11 protein-coding genes are annotated in these 14,692 nt (G+C 73.3%); 3 read left to right on the top strand and 8 right to left on the bottom strand.

The annotated features are described in order from the left end of the window. The first annotated feature begins 147 nt into the window (after positions 1-147). Positions 148-1,182 carry a TetR/AcrR family transcriptional regulator gene (locus AC6CH9_RS15180; protein WP_498155636.1) on the top strand — a complete coding sequence of 345 codons (1,035 nt, stop codon included), beginning with the start codon at positions 148-150 and terminating at the stop codon, positions 1,180-1,182. A 71-nt stretch (positions 1,183-1,253) separates the two neighbouring features. Here AC6CH9_RS15180 and AC6CH9_RS15175 read toward each other — a convergent pair whose 3' ends face one another. Then, positions 1,254-1,856, bottom strand: a complete 603-nt coding sequence (locus AC6CH9_RS15175) for an NADPH-dependent F420 reductase (protein WP_498155635.1) — start codon at positions 1,854-1,856, stop codon at positions 1,254-1,256. Positions 1,857-1,975: 119 nt separating this feature from the next. On the opposite strand from AC6CH9_RS15175, the gene AC6CH9_RS15170 reads away from it, so the two are divergent. Continuing rightward, positions 1,976-2,461, top strand: a complete 486-nt coding sequence (locus tag AC6CH9_RS15170; protein ID WP_498155634.1) for a MarR family winged helix-turn-helix transcriptional regulator — start codon at positions 1,976-1,978, stop codon at positions 2,459-2,461. A 22-nt stretch (positions 2,462-2,483) separates the two neighbouring features. On the opposite strand, the gene AC6CH9_RS15165 is transcribed toward AC6CH9_RS15170, so the two are convergent. The 7 genes from AC6CH9_RS15165 to AC6CH9_RS15135 all read right to left on the bottom strand — a co-directional run bounded on the left by AC6CH9_RS15165 (position 2,484) and on the right by AC6CH9_RS15135 (position 12,786). Next, positions 2,484-4,358 carry an ABC-F family ATP-binding cassette domain-containing protein gene (locus tag AC6CH9_RS15165; protein ID WP_498155633.1) on the bottom strand — a complete coding sequence of 625 codons (1,875 nt, stop codon included), beginning with the start codon at positions 4,356-4,358 and terminating at the stop codon, positions 2,484-2,486. 151 nt (positions 4,359-4,509) lie between these two features. Continuing rightward, on the bottom strand, positions 4,510-5,481 hold the full coding sequence (locus tag AC6CH9_RS15160; protein ID WP_498155632.1) for a carbohydrate ABC transporter permease: 972 nt from the start codon (positions 5,479-5,481) through the stop codon (positions 4,510-4,512). Then, positions 5,471-6,358 (bottom strand): carbohydrate ABC transporter permease, encoded by an 888-nt coding sequence (locus AC6CH9_RS15155; protein WP_498155631.1) that lies wholly within the window; start codon positions 6,356-6,358, stop codon positions 5,471-5,473. Before AC6CH9_RS15155 ends, AC6CH9_RS15160 begins: the two co-directional genes overlap by 11 nt. A 2-nt stretch (positions 6,359-6,360) precedes the next feature. Then, on the bottom strand, positions 6,361-7,686 hold the full coding sequence (locus AC6CH9_RS15150; protein WP_498155630.1) for an ABC transporter substrate-binding protein: 1,326 nt from the start codon (positions 7,684-7,686) through the stop codon (positions 6,361-6,363). Positions 7,687-7,739: 53 nt separating this feature from the next. Further along, positions 7,740-9,371: an FAD-dependent oxidoreductase gene (locus AC6CH9_RS15145; RefSeq protein ID WP_498155629.1), complete on the bottom strand. Its 1,632-nt coding sequence runs from the start codon at positions 9,369-9,371 to the stop codon at positions 7,740-7,742. Beyond that, a complete protein-coding gene (locus tag AC6CH9_RS15140) occupies positions 9,368-10,510 on the bottom strand; it encodes a LacI family DNA-binding transcriptional regulator (RefSeq protein ID WP_498155628.1) in 1,143 nt (380 codons plus the stop codon). The genes AC6CH9_RS15145 and AC6CH9_RS15140 overlap by 4 nt, the downstream gene beginning before the upstream one ends. A 260-nt stretch (positions 10,511-10,770) precedes the next feature. After that, entirely contained in the window at positions 10,771-12,786 is a 2,016-nt protein-coding gene (locus tag AC6CH9_RS15135) for a beta-xylosidase family glycoside hydrolase (RefSeq protein WP_498155627.1), read from the bottom strand. Between the two features lie 223 nt (positions 12,787-13,009). Here AC6CH9_RS15135 and AC6CH9_RS15130 point away from each other — a divergent pair, with 223 nt between their 5' ends. Next, on the top strand, positions 13,010-14,035 hold the full coding sequence (locus AC6CH9_RS15130) for an acetylxylan esterase (protein WP_498155626.1): 1,026 nt from the start codon (positions 13,010-13,012) through the stop codon (positions 14,033-14,035). The last annotated feature ends 657 nt before the right edge of the window (positions 14,036-14,692 follow it).

Raw genomic sequence — 14,692 nt, 5'->3', positions numbered from 1 at the left:
CCCACCCCCACTCCCACCCCGGCCGAGCAGGTGGTCCTGGCGCGTCCTTCCGACCGGACGCGCCAGCCGACCACCTGCTCGCGCCGACGGAAGGGCCCGGTCGGCGCCGGTCCGCCGGGACCGGCGTCGGTCGGGGAGGATGAAGCCATGACGGACGCACCCGACCTCCCGCCCCGGCTCGCGCTCGCGTGGGGCGTCGCCGAACGGCCCGAGCGCGCGCCCAAGCGTGAGCTGAGCATCGAGCGGATCGTCGAGGCCGCCATCGAGATCGCCGACGCCGACGGGCTGGCCGCGGTCTCCATGGCGAAGGTCGCGCAGAGCCTCGGCTTCACGACGATGTCGCTCTACCGGTACGTGACGAGCAAGGACGACCTGCTGCTCCTCATGCAGGAGGCCGCGCTCGACGTCGAGTACCCGCCCGCGCACGACCCCGCGGACTGGCGCGCGGAGCTGCGCGAGTGGGCGCAGTTCACCATGGCGGTGTTCGCGTCCCACCCGTGGTTCCTCGACATCCCGGTGACCGGCGCGCCCCTCACGCCGAACAACCTGCGCGGCGCCGACAGCGGGCTGCGCGCCTTGCGCTCCACGCCGCTCGACGACGAGGAGAAGATGTCGGTCATCCTCCTCGTGAGCGGGTACGCGCGGAACGCCGCCCGGCTCCAGACCGACCTGGCACGCGCGGTCACCGCCGCCGGCGGCGACGAGACCGTCCTGGGCGGCGGCTGGGGCGGTGCGTTGCGCGAGCTCGTCGACGAGGTGCGCTTCCCCTACCTGCGCCCGCTCGTGGAGGCGGGGACGTACGCGCAGGACGGCGAGATCGACGACACCGCCTGGGGTCTCGAGCGCGTCCTCGACGGGATCGCGGTGTACGTCGACGCGCGGGCCGCCGGTGCCCCGGGGGCGGGACGGGACACCTCCGCCTCGGACGGCACGTCCGCGGGCGAGGGCGGCCCTCACAGCACCGGCGCGGAGACCGACCCGCTCGACGCCGTCGCCCCGGTCGAGATGGCCGTGCACGTCAAGGACCCGAAGGTCAAGAAGGCGACGCTCAAGCGCCGCGACGCCGAGCGCCGTGTGCGCGAGGCGCAGAAGAAGGTGCGCGAGCTCGAGAAGGCGCTGCGCGAGGCGGAGAAGGCCGAGCGCGAGACGGCGCGGGCTGCGGTGGAGAAGGCACGCGGCTGACTCCCCGACGCACGACGGCGGCCGGTCACCCCGGGAGGTGGCCGGCCGCCGTCGTGCGCCGTGAGGACGCGTCACTCGGCGAGCGCGAAGCCCGTCGTCCAGGACGTCTTCTCCCCCGCGGCGAGGGTGAGCTGGAGGAAGCCGAGCGCCTCGAGCTCGTGCGCGCGCTTCAGCGAGCCGGCGTCGACGACGCGCACTCCGGACACCGCGCCGGCGAGCGCGGCCTTGGCGTCCGCGTCGTCGCCCGCGACGAGGACCGTCGTCGGGAGCGGACCGACCTGCCCGGAGGCGAGGGTCGCGGCGAAGTTCGTGTTGAACGCCTTGAGCACGCGCGCGCCGGGCACGCGCTGCTGGATCTGCGCCGCAGCCGACGAGCCGTCGGGCACGACGAGGGCGTCGAAGGTCGCGAAGTCGAGCGGGTTGGTGATGTCGACGACGACCTTGCCGTCGAGGCGGTCGGCGTAGAGGTCGACGACCTCCGCCACGGCCCCGTACGGGAGGGCGAGGACGACGACGTCGCCCTTGAGCTCGTCGCCGACGGTCCCGGCCGAGACACGAGGATCGAGGTCGGTCGCCTCGCGCGTGAGGACCTGCACCTCGCTGCCCGCGGCGAGCGCGAGCCCGGCGATCGCGGTGCCCATGTTGCCCGCGCCGATGATGGTGATGCTGCTCATGGTGGCTTCCCTTCCTGCGCCGGCCGCCCGGTCGGCTGTTAGTTGTTGCTACAACCATCACCCTACGACGCTAAACTTGTAGCGTCAACTATTACGATGGTCACACCGGAGGAGGCCCGATGACGACAGAACCCCGCTGGCTCGACGACCAGCAGCTCGACGCGTGGAAGCGGCTCGTGGCGGTCGTGGAGCTGCTACCGGGCGTCCTGGACACCCAGCTCCGGCGCGACGCCGACCTCAGCCACTTCGAGTACTACGTGCTCGCCATGCTCTCCGAGGCCCGCGACCGCACGCTGCGCATGACCGACCTCGCCGGCGCCACCAACGCGACGCTCCCCCGCCTCTCCCACGTCGTGGCCCGGCTCGAGAAGCGGGGGCTCGTCGAGCGCGTCCCCTGCCCCGAGGACCGGCGCGCGACCAACGCGCACCTCACCGACGCCGGGTGGGACAAGGTCGTCGCCACCGCTCCGGGCCACGTCTCGAACGTCCGGGACCACGTGATCGACGCGCTCACCCCCGAGCAGGTCGGCCAGCTCGACGAGATCGCGGGCGCGATCCTCGAACGCGTGGACCCCGACGACCGCATGGGCTTCCTGCGCCGCTGACCGGCTCCTGCACCCGGGCGCGTCAGCCCGCGACCTCGGCCGCCTCGAGCCAGGCCGCCTCCAGCTCGTCCTTCTCTGCCGCGAGCGTGCGCAGCTCGGCGTCGAGCTCCGCGACCGCAGTGAAGTCGGTCGCGTTCGCGGCCATCTTCTCGTGCAGGCGACCCTCCACCTCGGCGATCTTCGACAGCCGGCGCTCGATCCGGTTGATCTCCTTCTTCGCGGCGCGCACCTCGGCGGCGCTCGGCCCGGCCGGGGCGACCGCGTCCGACGCGCCCTCCGCACCGCCGTCGGCCCCCGATCCCGCCGCGGGCGCGAAGCCGCTCGACGACGCTCCCGCTCCCGCGAGCGCCGCGCGCCGGAGCTCCAGGTACTGCTCGACGCCGCCCGGCAGGTCGCGCACCTTGCCGTCCCCGAGCAGGGCGACCTGGCGGTCCGCGACCCGCTCCAGAAGGTAGCGGTCGTGCGACACGACGACGAGCGTCCCAGGCCAGCCGTCGAGCAGGTCCTCGAGCGCGGCGAGCGTGTCGGTGTCGAGGTCGTTCGTCGGCTCGTCGAGCAGCAGCACGTTGGGCTCGGCGACGAGCAGGCGCAGCAGCTGGAGGCGGCGCCGCTCGCCGCCCGAGAGGTCGCGAACGAGGGTCTGCGACCGCTCGCGCGTGAACCCGAGCCGCTCGACGAGCTGGGACGCGGTGAGCTCCTTGCCGTCCACGACCACCGACCGCTTCTCGTCCTCGATCACCTGGATGACGCGCGACCCGGCGATGTCGTCGAGCTCGCCGACGTCCTGGGACAGCTCGGCGACATGGACCGTCTTGCCGCGCTTGACCCGACCCGCGTCGGGCTCGCGACGCCCGGCGAGCAGGGCGAGGAGCGTCGTCTTGCCCGCACCGTTGACGCCGACGACGCCGTACCGGTCGCCGGGCCCGAGGCGCCACGTGACGTCGTCGAGCAGCACGCGCTCGGCCCCGTCCGCACCGCCTGCGCCGCGCGCGGGCACCGCGACCGTCACGTCCTCGAGGTCGAGCACGTCCTTGCCGAGCCGCTTGGTCGCGGTGCGCGTGAGCTCGAGCGTGTCGCGCGGGGGCGGGACGTCGGCGATGAGCGCCGCAGCCGCGTCGAGGCGGAACTTGGGCTTGGACGTGCGCGCGGGCGCCCCGCGGCGCAGCCACGCGAGCTCCTTGCGCAGCAGGTTGTCGCGCTTCTCCGCGGCGACGGCCGCGGTGCGCTGGCGCTCGGCACGCGCGAGCACGTAGGCGGCGTACCCGCCCTCGTACCCCTCGACCGCGCCGGAGCCGTCGCCGCGCACCTCCCACATGCGCGAGCAGACGGCGTCGAGGAACCAGCGGTCGTGGGTCACCACGACGAGCGCGCCCTTCGCGCCCGGGCGCGCGAACCGGTCGCCCAGGTGGGCGGCGAGCCACGCGACGCCCTCGACGTCGAGGTGGTTCGTGGGCTCGTCGAGGAACAGCACGTCGTGGTCGGCGACGAGCAGCGCCGCGAGCGCGACGCGGCGCCGCTGCCCGCCGGACAGCGTGTCCGCGGGGGCGTCGAGGTCGAGGTCGGCCAGCAGACCCGCGTGCACGGTGCGGATGCTCGCGTCCGACGCCCACGCGTGCGTCGCGGCGTCGCCGTGCACGAGGTCGCGGATCGTCGCGCCGGTGCCGACGTCGTCGCGCTGGTCGAGCAGGCCCACCCGCAGGCCGCCCACCCGGGTGACGCGGCCGCCGTCGGGCTGCTGCGTGCCCGCGAGCAGGCGCAGGAGCGTGGACTTGCCGGCCCCGTTGGGGCCGACGATGCCGACGCGGTCGCCGTCGTCGAGGCCGAGCGAGACGTCGTCGAGCAGGGTGCGGGTGCCGACGGTCAGCGAGATGCCGTCGGCGCCGAGAAGGTGAGCCACACGCACGAGCCTAACGAGCGCGCGCACCACCGACCGACACGGGACGATCCGGCCGCACGACGCACGACGCCGAACCCGGGATCGTGCGTCACCACGGACCGCGGGTGACGCGCGAACCCGGGTTCGGCAGCGCGAGGGCAGCGGTTCCTCGTCAGCCCTTGAGGCCCGAGTGGGCCAGGCCCTGGACGAACTGCTTCTGGGCGACGAGGAACACCGCGAGGACCGGCAGGACCGTGAGCGTCGTCGCGGCGAGCTGGACGTTCCACATCGGCCCGCCGTAGGCGTCGACGTACTGCGTGAGCGCCTGCGGGAGCGTGAAGCGGTCCTTGCTGGACAGGTACACGATCGGCTCGAGGTACAGGTTCCACGACTTGAGGAACGTGAAGATCGCGACGGCCGAGATCGCCGAGCGCGACAGCGGGAACGCGATGCGCCAGAAGATCCCCCACCGCCCGAGGCCGTCCATGCGCCCCGCCTCCTCGAGCTCGCCCGGGAGGCCGAGGAAGAACTGGCGCATGATGAACGTCGCGAGCACGCTCGGCGCGCCGAGGATCGGGATGACCACGAGCGGCCAGTGCGTGTCGATGAGCCCGAGCGAGTTGACCATCCGGAACAGCGGGACGATCGTCACCTCCGACGGCACGAGCAGCCCCACGAGCACGAGCAGGAACAGCGCGTTCGCCCCGGGGAACCGGATGCGCGCGAACGCGTACCCGGCCATGGACGACACGAGGATCGTCCCGACGGTCACCAGCGCGGCGATGTAGAGGCTGTTCCAGTACTGCTGCGCGAACGGCTGCAGCCGGAACACGTCCCCGTACGCCGCGAACGACGGGTCCTGCGGCCACAGGGTCGGCACGGCCCGCAGGATCTCGCTCATCGGCTTGAGGCTCGACGTCGCCATCCACCACGTGGGGAACACGAAGGGAACGCTCAGCACGACCAGCAGCGCCACGAGCGCCCAGCGTCCCCACCGGCGCCGGGACCGCGCGGCCCGGTCCCGACGGGCGGGCGCGTGCCGTGGGCGGTCCGCGCCGTCGCCCGTGCCCGACGCCGCGGGCCGGGCCGGGTCGCCGTCCGCGCCCGGGAGCGTGGCCGGGCCGGGCATCACGTCAGACTTCATGGAAGACCCACCTCTTGCGCGTCTGCCACTGCACGAGTGTCAGGACGAGGACGATGACGAACAGCAGGACGGAGATCGCGCTCGCGTAGCCGAAGTCGTTGAACCGGAACGCCTGCTGGTACAGGTAGTAGACGAGCACCGTGGTCGAGTTCCCCGGCCCCCCGCCCGTGAGCACCGCGATCTGGGCGAACACCTCGAGCGAGCCGACGATCGTGAGGATCGAGACGAGCAGCACGGTCGGGCTGATGAGCGGGAGCGTGATCGACCGGAAGCGCCGCCACGCGCCCGCGCCGTCGATGCGCGCGGCCTCCTGGACCTCCTCCGGCACCCCCTGCAGCGCCGCGAGGAACAGGATCATGTTGAGGCCGACGTTCTTGAACACCTGCACGACGATCACCGAGATCATGGCCGTCGTCTCGCCGCGCAGCCAGTTGGGTCCCTCGATGCCGAGCAGCGACAGGAACCCGTTGATGCCGCCGTCCGCCTGGAGCAGGAAGCTCCACACGATCGTCCACGCGACGAGCGACACGACCACGGGCGAGAAGAAGAAGGTGCGGAACGTCGTCGTGCCCGGGAGCCTCTGGTTGAGCAGCACCGCGAGGAGCAGCGCGAGCGAGATGTTGAGGACCACGAGCCCGACCGAGAACCACAGGCTCGCGAGGAGCGAGTCGCGCAGGCCGGGGTCGGTGAGCATGCGCTCGTAGTTGTCGGCGCCCGCGAACGTGAACGTGTTCGCGAGGACGTTCCACTCGTGCAGCGAGTACCAGACGACGGCGACCAGCGGCGCGACGACGAACGCGAGCGCGCCGAGCACGGCGGGCGCGACCATGGTGTACCCCACGGCCGCGTCCCGTCGTGCGAGTGCGGAGGACGCCACGCTCAGTCCCCGAGCAGGGGCTGGATCGCCGCGCACGTGTCGGCGAGCACGCCCTCGACGTCGGCGTCCGCGGTCCACAGCGCGTCGAGCTGGGCCCGCACCGTGTCCTGCAGCTTGGCGAAGTTCTGGTGCGACGGCTTGGTCACCGCGCCCTGGATGCCGTCGACCACGACCGCCTGGAGCTGGGTCTCGCTGAGCTTCGGGTTCGCCGCGCCGAGCGTCTCCGCGTTCAGGAGCGACTCGCGCGGGGGCGGGAAGTACGCGGCGAGCGTCTCGGCGTTCTCGGGGTTGGTGAACCACGCGAGGAAGTCGGCGGCGACGTCCGGGTGCTCGCCCGCCGCGAAGACGCCGATGCCCGCCTGGCCGATGACGTTCTGCTGGCCCGCGGGACCGGCCGGGAGCGGCACGACGTCCCACGCGAACGAGTCGTCGAGCGCGGACGCGCGGCTGATCTGCGTGATCGTCATCGCAGCGTCACCCGCGAAGAAGTCGGCCGTCGTGCCCGGGCCGGGCATCGCCTTGTCGACGAACGTCGCGTCGTGGACCCACGTGAGCGCGTCGACCATCTCGGGGTCGGTGAACGTGCACTGCGTGCCGTCCTCGCTCCACGGCGCCGCGTCCCAGCCGTCCCAGATCGTCGACAGGTTCTCCCACACCTTGAAGTCGAAGTCGCGCACGACGAGACCCTGCTTGCCCGACGTCGCGGCGGCGGCCGCCGAGATGTCGCGCGCCTGGTCGTAGGTCCACTCGCCCGACGCGACGAGGTCGGCCGGGTTCGGCTGGCCCGCGGCGGCGACCTGGTCGGTGTTGACGAACATCGCGAACGGCGAGTTGGAGAACGGGTAGGCGTAGAGGCCGCCGTCCTTCTCCCACAGCGCGAGCGAGGAGTCCAGGAGGTCGTCGAACTCGTACCCCTCGGTCTCCTGGAGCTTCGGCGCGACGTCCACGAGCGCGCCGCTCGCGACGAACTCGGGCGCGTAGCTCTCGAGGATCCACGCGAGGTCGGGGGCGTTGCCGCCCGCGAGCTGCGTCGTGAGGGACGTCGTGTAGTCCTCGAACGGGATCGTCTCGAACGTCACGCCCGAGACGAGGTCGGGGTTCTCGGCGACGTACGCGTCGGCGATCTCCTGGAACTGCGCGAGCTGCGTCTCGTCGGCCGTCCAGACGGTCATGCGCAGCTCGACGGGCTCGCTCGGCGTGCTCGGCTCGCCGGCGACGTCGTCGCCGCCGCCGGAGCACGCGGTGAGGACGAGGGCGAGCGCGACGCCGCCGGCAGCCAGGGGTGCACCGACGAGGCGGCGTCGGGTACGCGGGGTGAGGGGGTTCATCAGTTCTCCTTCGGACTGAGGGTGGGCGGGGTGCCGGGCGCGGGGAGCCCGGGTCAGTAGGGGTGCGCCTCGGCGGGCCAGCGCAGCTCGACGCCGGCCCGGACGAGCTCGTCCTGGTAGTCGGCGAGCAGGTCGGCCTTGGACTGGACGGCGTGCGGCGTGCGCCCGGTCGCGAGGCAGTGGGCCGCGAGGTGGCCGGCGGCCTCGCCGATGTTCCACTCGACAGGGTGCAGGCGGTAGCAGCCGTTGGTGATGTGCGTCGTACCGATGTTCTTGTTGGCCGCGAGCAGGTTGGTCACGCGCTGCGGGAGGAGCGCGCCGAGCGGGATCTCGAACGGGGTCGACGCGACGTCGATGTACGTGTCGCCGCCCGTCGAGGGGTGCAGGTCGATGCGGTACATGCCCACGCCGACCGAGTCGTCGTAGCGCGTCGCGCCGCGGTCCCCGCGCACGGCGTACGAGACGTCGTTCTCCGTCACCGTCGTCACCGCGCGCAGGCGGCGCGACTCGCGGTGGTAGGCCGCCTGGGCGAGGCCGTCGGCCGAGCCCATGACGTCGGGTCGCAGGCGCAGGCCGGGGAACCCGGTCCCGCCGTCGGGGCGCGGCGCCTCGGTCTGCATCCAGTAGAGCATCGAGAGGCTGAGCTGCCGGGCGTCCGCGATCCGAGCCTCCTCGACGTCGCGCGGGACGTCGAGCACGGGTGCGAGGAAGTAGTCGATGCTCGGCCAGTTCACGAGGCACAGGTCGCTCGCGTAGTGGCCGGGCGCGAACAGGTCGCGCGCCGCGATGCGCCGGAACGTCCACAGGTTCCCGTCGCCCGGGTTCTTCGACTGGTCGGCGTCCACGGCGCGCGCGTCGTCGCCCGGGTTCGGCGTGAACGACCGCACGTCCATCGCGAGCGTGCGCGGGTTGGGCGCCTCCCACGACAGCATGCGCCGCCCGTTCCACGGGCCGGGGGTGTAGGTGCTCCAGAAGTCGTAGCGCTCGGGTCGGTCGATCGTGTGGTCGCCGTCCACGTGCTCGACGGCGAAGCACACGCTCAGCGCCTGCACGTTGTCCGGCTGCGCCTCGTCCGGCGCGCTCGGCTCCCCGGTCTCGCGGTTCGACTCGAACCCGGTGACGTACTCCGTGCCCGTCAGGGGCAGGAGCTCGCCCGTCTCGGTCGCGTCGACGACGAACGCCGCGTGCACCGTCACGGCCGCGCCCGTGGCGTCGGCGGTGACCGGGGTGAGCGTCACGGAGGTGACGCGGTCGCCGTCGGTGGTGGCCGCCGTCGGGCGCACGCGCTCCAGCAGGCGGATGCGGCCCGCGGACCGCCACGGGGCGAGCATCTCCTCGAGCACGCCCACCGCGACGCGCGGCTCGTGGCACAGCTTGGAGACCCAGCCCGCGCCGGGGTTGAGGGCGTCCCACGAGCGCGCGGCGTCCGTGAGCGGGTACGAGCGGCGGTACACGTCCCGGATGCCGTCGCGCAGCGCGCGGTAGCGCGCGGTGACGCCGAACCGCTCGACCCACGCGCTCTCGTCCGGCGGCACCGCCTGGGACGTGAGCTGCCCGCCGATCCACGGGTGCTCCTCGGTGAGGACGACGCGGGCGCCCCGCTCCGCGGCCGCGAGCGCGGCGGCGACGCCGCCGAGCCCGCCGCCGACGACGAGGACGTCTGCCTGGAGGTCTGGATGGGTCACGCTGGTTCCGTTTCTCTGGTGCTCTGGTGCTCTGAGGTCTGAAGGGGCGCGCCGGCGCCGGGGGGTGGCGCGGGCGGTGGCGCGGCGACGGTCTCGCCGTCGACGTCGACGCACTCGAGGAGCTGGTGCAGCTCGTCCTCGGGGACCCGGGCGGCGCGCGCGGTCTTGCGGTCGGAGCGGCCCGAGCCGGACTCGGCGACGAGACGCGAGAGCAGGACGAGGGCGCGCGCGCCCATCTCCTCGCGCGGGATCGAGAACCCGGACCACCGGCGCCCGCCCGGACGCCCGTGGTGGGGCTGGCCCAGGAGGAGGAAGGAGACGTCGTCGGGCACGCGGACCCCGCGCCCCTCGAGCTCGTCGACGAGCTCCTCGGGGTAGTTCTCGGGGGCGACGACGACGGCCGTGAGGCGCTGGTCGACGATCTCCGCGGCCGTGGCCGGGACGTCGTCGAGCTCGACGAAGCGCACGGTGAGCCCGTGCGCCTTCATCGTGGCGCGGTAGGCGTCGACGCGGTCGAGGGTCGGCTGGTCGGTGCCGCGCGGCCCGACGTAGCCGATGCGCTCGTGGCCGAGCGTGACGAGGCGCTCGACCTGGCGCGCCGTCGCCGCGACGTAGTCGGCGCCGACGTAGGGCAGGCGCCCGCCGTCGCTGCCGCGCTTGCCGATGAAGACGAACGGGTAGTTCGTGTCGAGCAGGTGCTGGAGCTCGCCCCGGTCCTCGTGCTGGCCGAGCAGCAGGCAGCCGTCGGCGATCCCGAGGCGCTGCCAGCCGTCGCGCGTGAGCCGGCGCCGGCCGTCGACGACGCGCGCGCTCGTGAACAGCAGGATGTCGATCCCCAGCTTCTCGGCCGCGTGCTCGATGCCGACCAGGAACGGCCCGTAGAAGTCCCGGCCGGCGCGCGGGAACGTCGCCTCGTAGGTGAAGACGCCCAGGATCTGGTTGTGCCCGCCCGCGAGGCGCTGCGCCACGGGGTTCGCCGAGTAGCCGGTGATGCGGATCGCGTCGAGCACGCGCTGCCGGGTCTCCTCGCTGATCCGCACCCCGGCGGGCGTGCTGTCGTTCAGCACGAACGAGACCGTCGCCTGGCTGACGCCGGCCATGGCGGCGACGTCGGCCTGGGTGATGCGGTGCCTCGGCATGGATCCTCCTCGATCACGTCGTCGATGACGTGCGAGGAGTCTCGCCAGAGCGGCGCGTGCGGGTCAACGCGGTAATACGCATTATTACGTCGCGAACGCTGGCACTCCGGGCCTCGGTCCGTCGCCGGTGATCCGCATAATCGGCGACGCGTCGGTCGCCGCCGTCCCGGTGGAAGACCGCCGGAGGATGCACTGCGGGCCCAGGGACGCACCTCCGAGGTGCATCCCTGGGCCCGCAGTGCGGTGCTCGTCGGGCCGCGCTACCCGCAGGTCAGCGCGTCGTAGGTCGCCGAGATCGAGCCGCGCCCGACGCCGTCCGGCCCGGCGACGTCGACCCTCGCCTCCCCGGCCTCGACCGACGCCGACCGCGTCGCGAAGGACTGGTAGGCGTTGCGCCCGGGGGCGACGTCGGCCACGGTGCGCTCACCGAACGGCGTCACGAGGCGGACCGTCGCCGCGGCGTCCCCCTCGTTGCGCGCGGTCACCGCGACGTACGCGCGGCCCGCGAGGCAGCGCGTCACGGTCTGCACCTCGACGGAGGGCGCGTCGTCGTCGCACGCGGCCGCCTCCTCGGTGGTCGGGGTCCACCGGAACCAGTCGAACGACGCGACGATCTCCGGCGGCGTCGCGGAGCCGCGCATCGCGAACGGCCCGACGCCCGTCGCACCGAGCGCCGCGACGTCCACGGTGCGGCCCCAGGGCGCGAACTCGACGCCGTCGACCGACACCGACGCCTGCACGACGCTCCCGTCGCTCGCGAGGCGCAGCCAGAAGGTCTCACCGAGCCCTGCCGGCGGGACGACCGAGTCGAACCCCGTGTTGCGGTCGGTGCCGTTCTGGCGCCAGATGAACTCGAGGCGCGGCCCGAGCGAGCCGTGCACGAGGTCGAGCTTCGCGTAGTTCGCGTCGTCGCGGTACAGGAGCAGCCCGCCCTGCTGGAAGCGCTCGGTCGGGGAGACGGAGACGGCCGTCGTGACCTCCCACGGCCCGTCGGGGACCGTCTGGAGCGGCAGCGAGGCGCCTGCGACGCCGGTCGGGTACGCCGGGACGCGCAGCGCGCCGTCGACGAGCTCGTGGCGAGCGGAGCCCGCGCGGACGACGGACCACCGCGCCGGGTCGAGCGTCGAGCCGTCGAACTCGTCGGACGCGGCGCCGCTGCACTGCTCGCGCAGCGGGTCGGGGTCCTGGCCCGGCTCCGGCGGCCGGACCGCGTCGGGATCGCGCTGCGCCCACGCGATCGTCGCGCCCAGCCGGTCGCCGGACTCGTAGAAGAGGTAGGTCTCGTCGCCGTCGGTCACGATCTCGGGCGCGGCCACCCGGCCGGTGTCCTCACCGACACCGCTGGCCTTGTGGAGCTCCCACCGCGGCCCGACCTGCGTCATCGTCGGGTCGAGCGTGCGGGCGAACGTGATGCCCGTGGACCCGTGGTAGACCACGTAGAGCTGGCCCTCCCACTCCCACAGGTTGCCGCCGGACACGTTGGTCCCGGTCGCGGCGTCGGGCACGACGAGCGGGTCGGGCCGCACGTCCCACGCCTTGCCGTCGACCGACTCGGCCACCTTGATGCGCCGGATGTTGTCGGTCCGGTTCTGCATGTACGTCATCGCGAAGCGGTACCCGGACGAGGGGTCGGGGTGCTCGACGACGCGCGCGTACGACGTCTCGGTGGTCCCGGCACCGCCGTCGGCGTTGGTGACCGCGACCCCGGAGTCGTCGAACGTCACACCGTCGGGCGACGTCGCCCATCGGGTCGTCGAGTTCTCGCCGTGGAAGTACAGCAGCACCTCGTCCGCCGCGTCGTCCCACAGGACGTCGGGCGACGAGACGTGCGAGACGCGCTCGTAGAAGGGCAGCCACTCGTTCGCGACGATCGGGTTGTGCGCGTACTCCGTCCACGGGCCCTCGAGCGAGTCGGCGTACATGAGCGAGATCCCGCCCGGGGAGTCGTGCGGGGCGTAGTAGAGGTACCACTCCCCCAACGGGTCGTCGAGGTAGGCGCCCGCGTGGAAGACGCTCGGGAAGATGAACTCGTCCGTCGGGTTGTAGGTCATCGACTCCTTGTCGGTGATCACGCCGCGGTACTCGAAGACCGGGAGGTCGGACGCGGACGGGGCGTCGACCGCTGCCTCGCTCACCGCTGCGGGGACGACGGCTGCCGGCGACGGCACGGCCACGGCCGGGGCGACCGCGCCGGCGGCCACCAGCGCCGCCAGGGCGGCGACCGCCGTCGTCGTGACGCCGCGTCTACGGCGGGGTGCTGCTGCTCGGGTTCTCACAGGGGGACCTCCATCGGTTCCTCACCGGCGGCCTCGTCGCCGACCGGGCGCCGCGCGCGCGGCGGCGGCTGGTGGCAGTCTCGCTGCACGGGCCCCGCGCGGGTCAAAGGGATGATGCGCATTATTAGCGTGGCCCGGCGGTCCTCGCGGCGGCGCTAGAGTCGTCCCGACCCGACGTCGATGTCCGACATCAGACTTATGCGCACCCCGGAGGATCGCCACCGTGCCGCTCTTCGACCTGCCCCTCGCCGAGCTCGAGGCCTACGCGCCCGCGCTCGACGAGCCCGCTGACCTCGACGCGTTCTGGGCGCGCACCCTGGACGGGTCCCGCGCGGCCGGCGGCGACCTCGCCGAGACCGTCCGGCTCGAGCGCGTCGACGCCGGGCTGGAGACGGTCGTGGTCGACGACGTCACGTTCCCGGGTTTCGACGGCCAGCCGGTCAAGGCCTGGCTCGTGCGGCCCGCCGCAGCCGCGCGCGCCGCGGCCGCCGGGGACGGCCCACCGCTCACCGCCGTGGTCGAGTACCTGGGTTACGGGGGCGGCCGTGGCCTGCCCCACGAGCACCTGCTGTGGGCGAGCGCGGGCTACGCGCACCTCGTCGTCGACACGCGCGGTCAGGGCAGCGGCTGGGGTGCCGGGGGTGACACGCCCGACCCGGTCGGATCGGGCCCGGCCACGCCCGGCTTCCTGACGCGCGGCATCCTCGACCCGCACGAGCACTACTACCGCCGCGTCATCACCGACGCCGTGCGGGCGGTCGACGCCGTGCGGACGGTCGACGGCATCGACGCCGCCCGCGTCGCCGTGACCGGGGTGAGCCAGGGCGGCGGCCTGACCATCGCCGTCGCCGGCCTCACCGAGGGCCTCGTCGCCGCGATGCCCGACGTCCCGTTCCTCACCCACTACCGGCGCGCCGTCGAGATCACGGACCGTCCGCCATACTCGGAGATCACGCGCTACCTCGCCGTCCACCGCGAGCACGAGGACGCCGTCTTCCGCACCCTCTCCTACCTCGACGGCGCGAGCCTCGCCCGCCGCGCGACCGCCCCCGCCCTGTTCTCGGTCGCCCTGATGGACCCGGTCTGCCCGCCGTCCACGGTGTACGCGGCCTACAACGGCTGGGCCGCCGGCGCGGGTGCCGGGGACGTCGCGCGCGCGATCGACGTCTACCGTTTCAACGAGCACGAGGGCGGCCAGGCCTACCGCTTCGCCCGCCAGCTCGCCTGGATCCGAGAGCACGCCCGATGACCCGGCCCGCCGGAGCGCACACCTGATCACGCGAGGTAGAGCCATGGTCACGCGAGGTAGAGCCATGGTCACGCGAGGTAGAGCCGCAGTCCTGCCCGACGGCGGCTGGTCGCCTGCCGCCGCGGTCGGGTCGCCCGGGTCGCGCGGCCTTGTGTCGGATCAAGCGACCCGGAGTCGGCCAGGCAGGCCGTGGCGACAGACCCGCCCGCTCGGCACCGTCCCGACGCGGCCCGGCACCAAGGGCGGTGCTGGCGGCGCGGTGCGGAGCGGTGCGGAGCGGGACGACCCGACCCCGTGAGCGGCCGCCCGGGTGAGCAACGACCAGGGCGAGACGACGTCGGGCAGGGCGGGTGGTGGTGCCGCGCCGTGGCGGGCCTGAAACGAGGGATCGTCCGGAGTGAGCTGACCAACGCAGGACGATCCCGACCGAGAACACGGGAGCCGCGAGGAACGAGCGGCGGATGGTCGACGCGGCACCACCACCCACCCCGACCACCCAGGGCGACCACACGCCGTCGGGCAGGGTGACGACGGCTCTACCTCGCGTGACCACGGCTCTACCTCGCGTGACCACGGCTCTACCTCGCGTGACCACGGCTCTACCTCGCGTGACCACGGCTCTACCTCGCGTGACCACGGCTCTACCTCGCGCGATCA

Source organism: Cellulosimicrobium sp. GQ32 (genome assembly GCF_059758455.1).
Note: the sequence above shows the minus strand (reverse complement) of the source record. Positions and strands in the feature narration are given on the sequence as shown.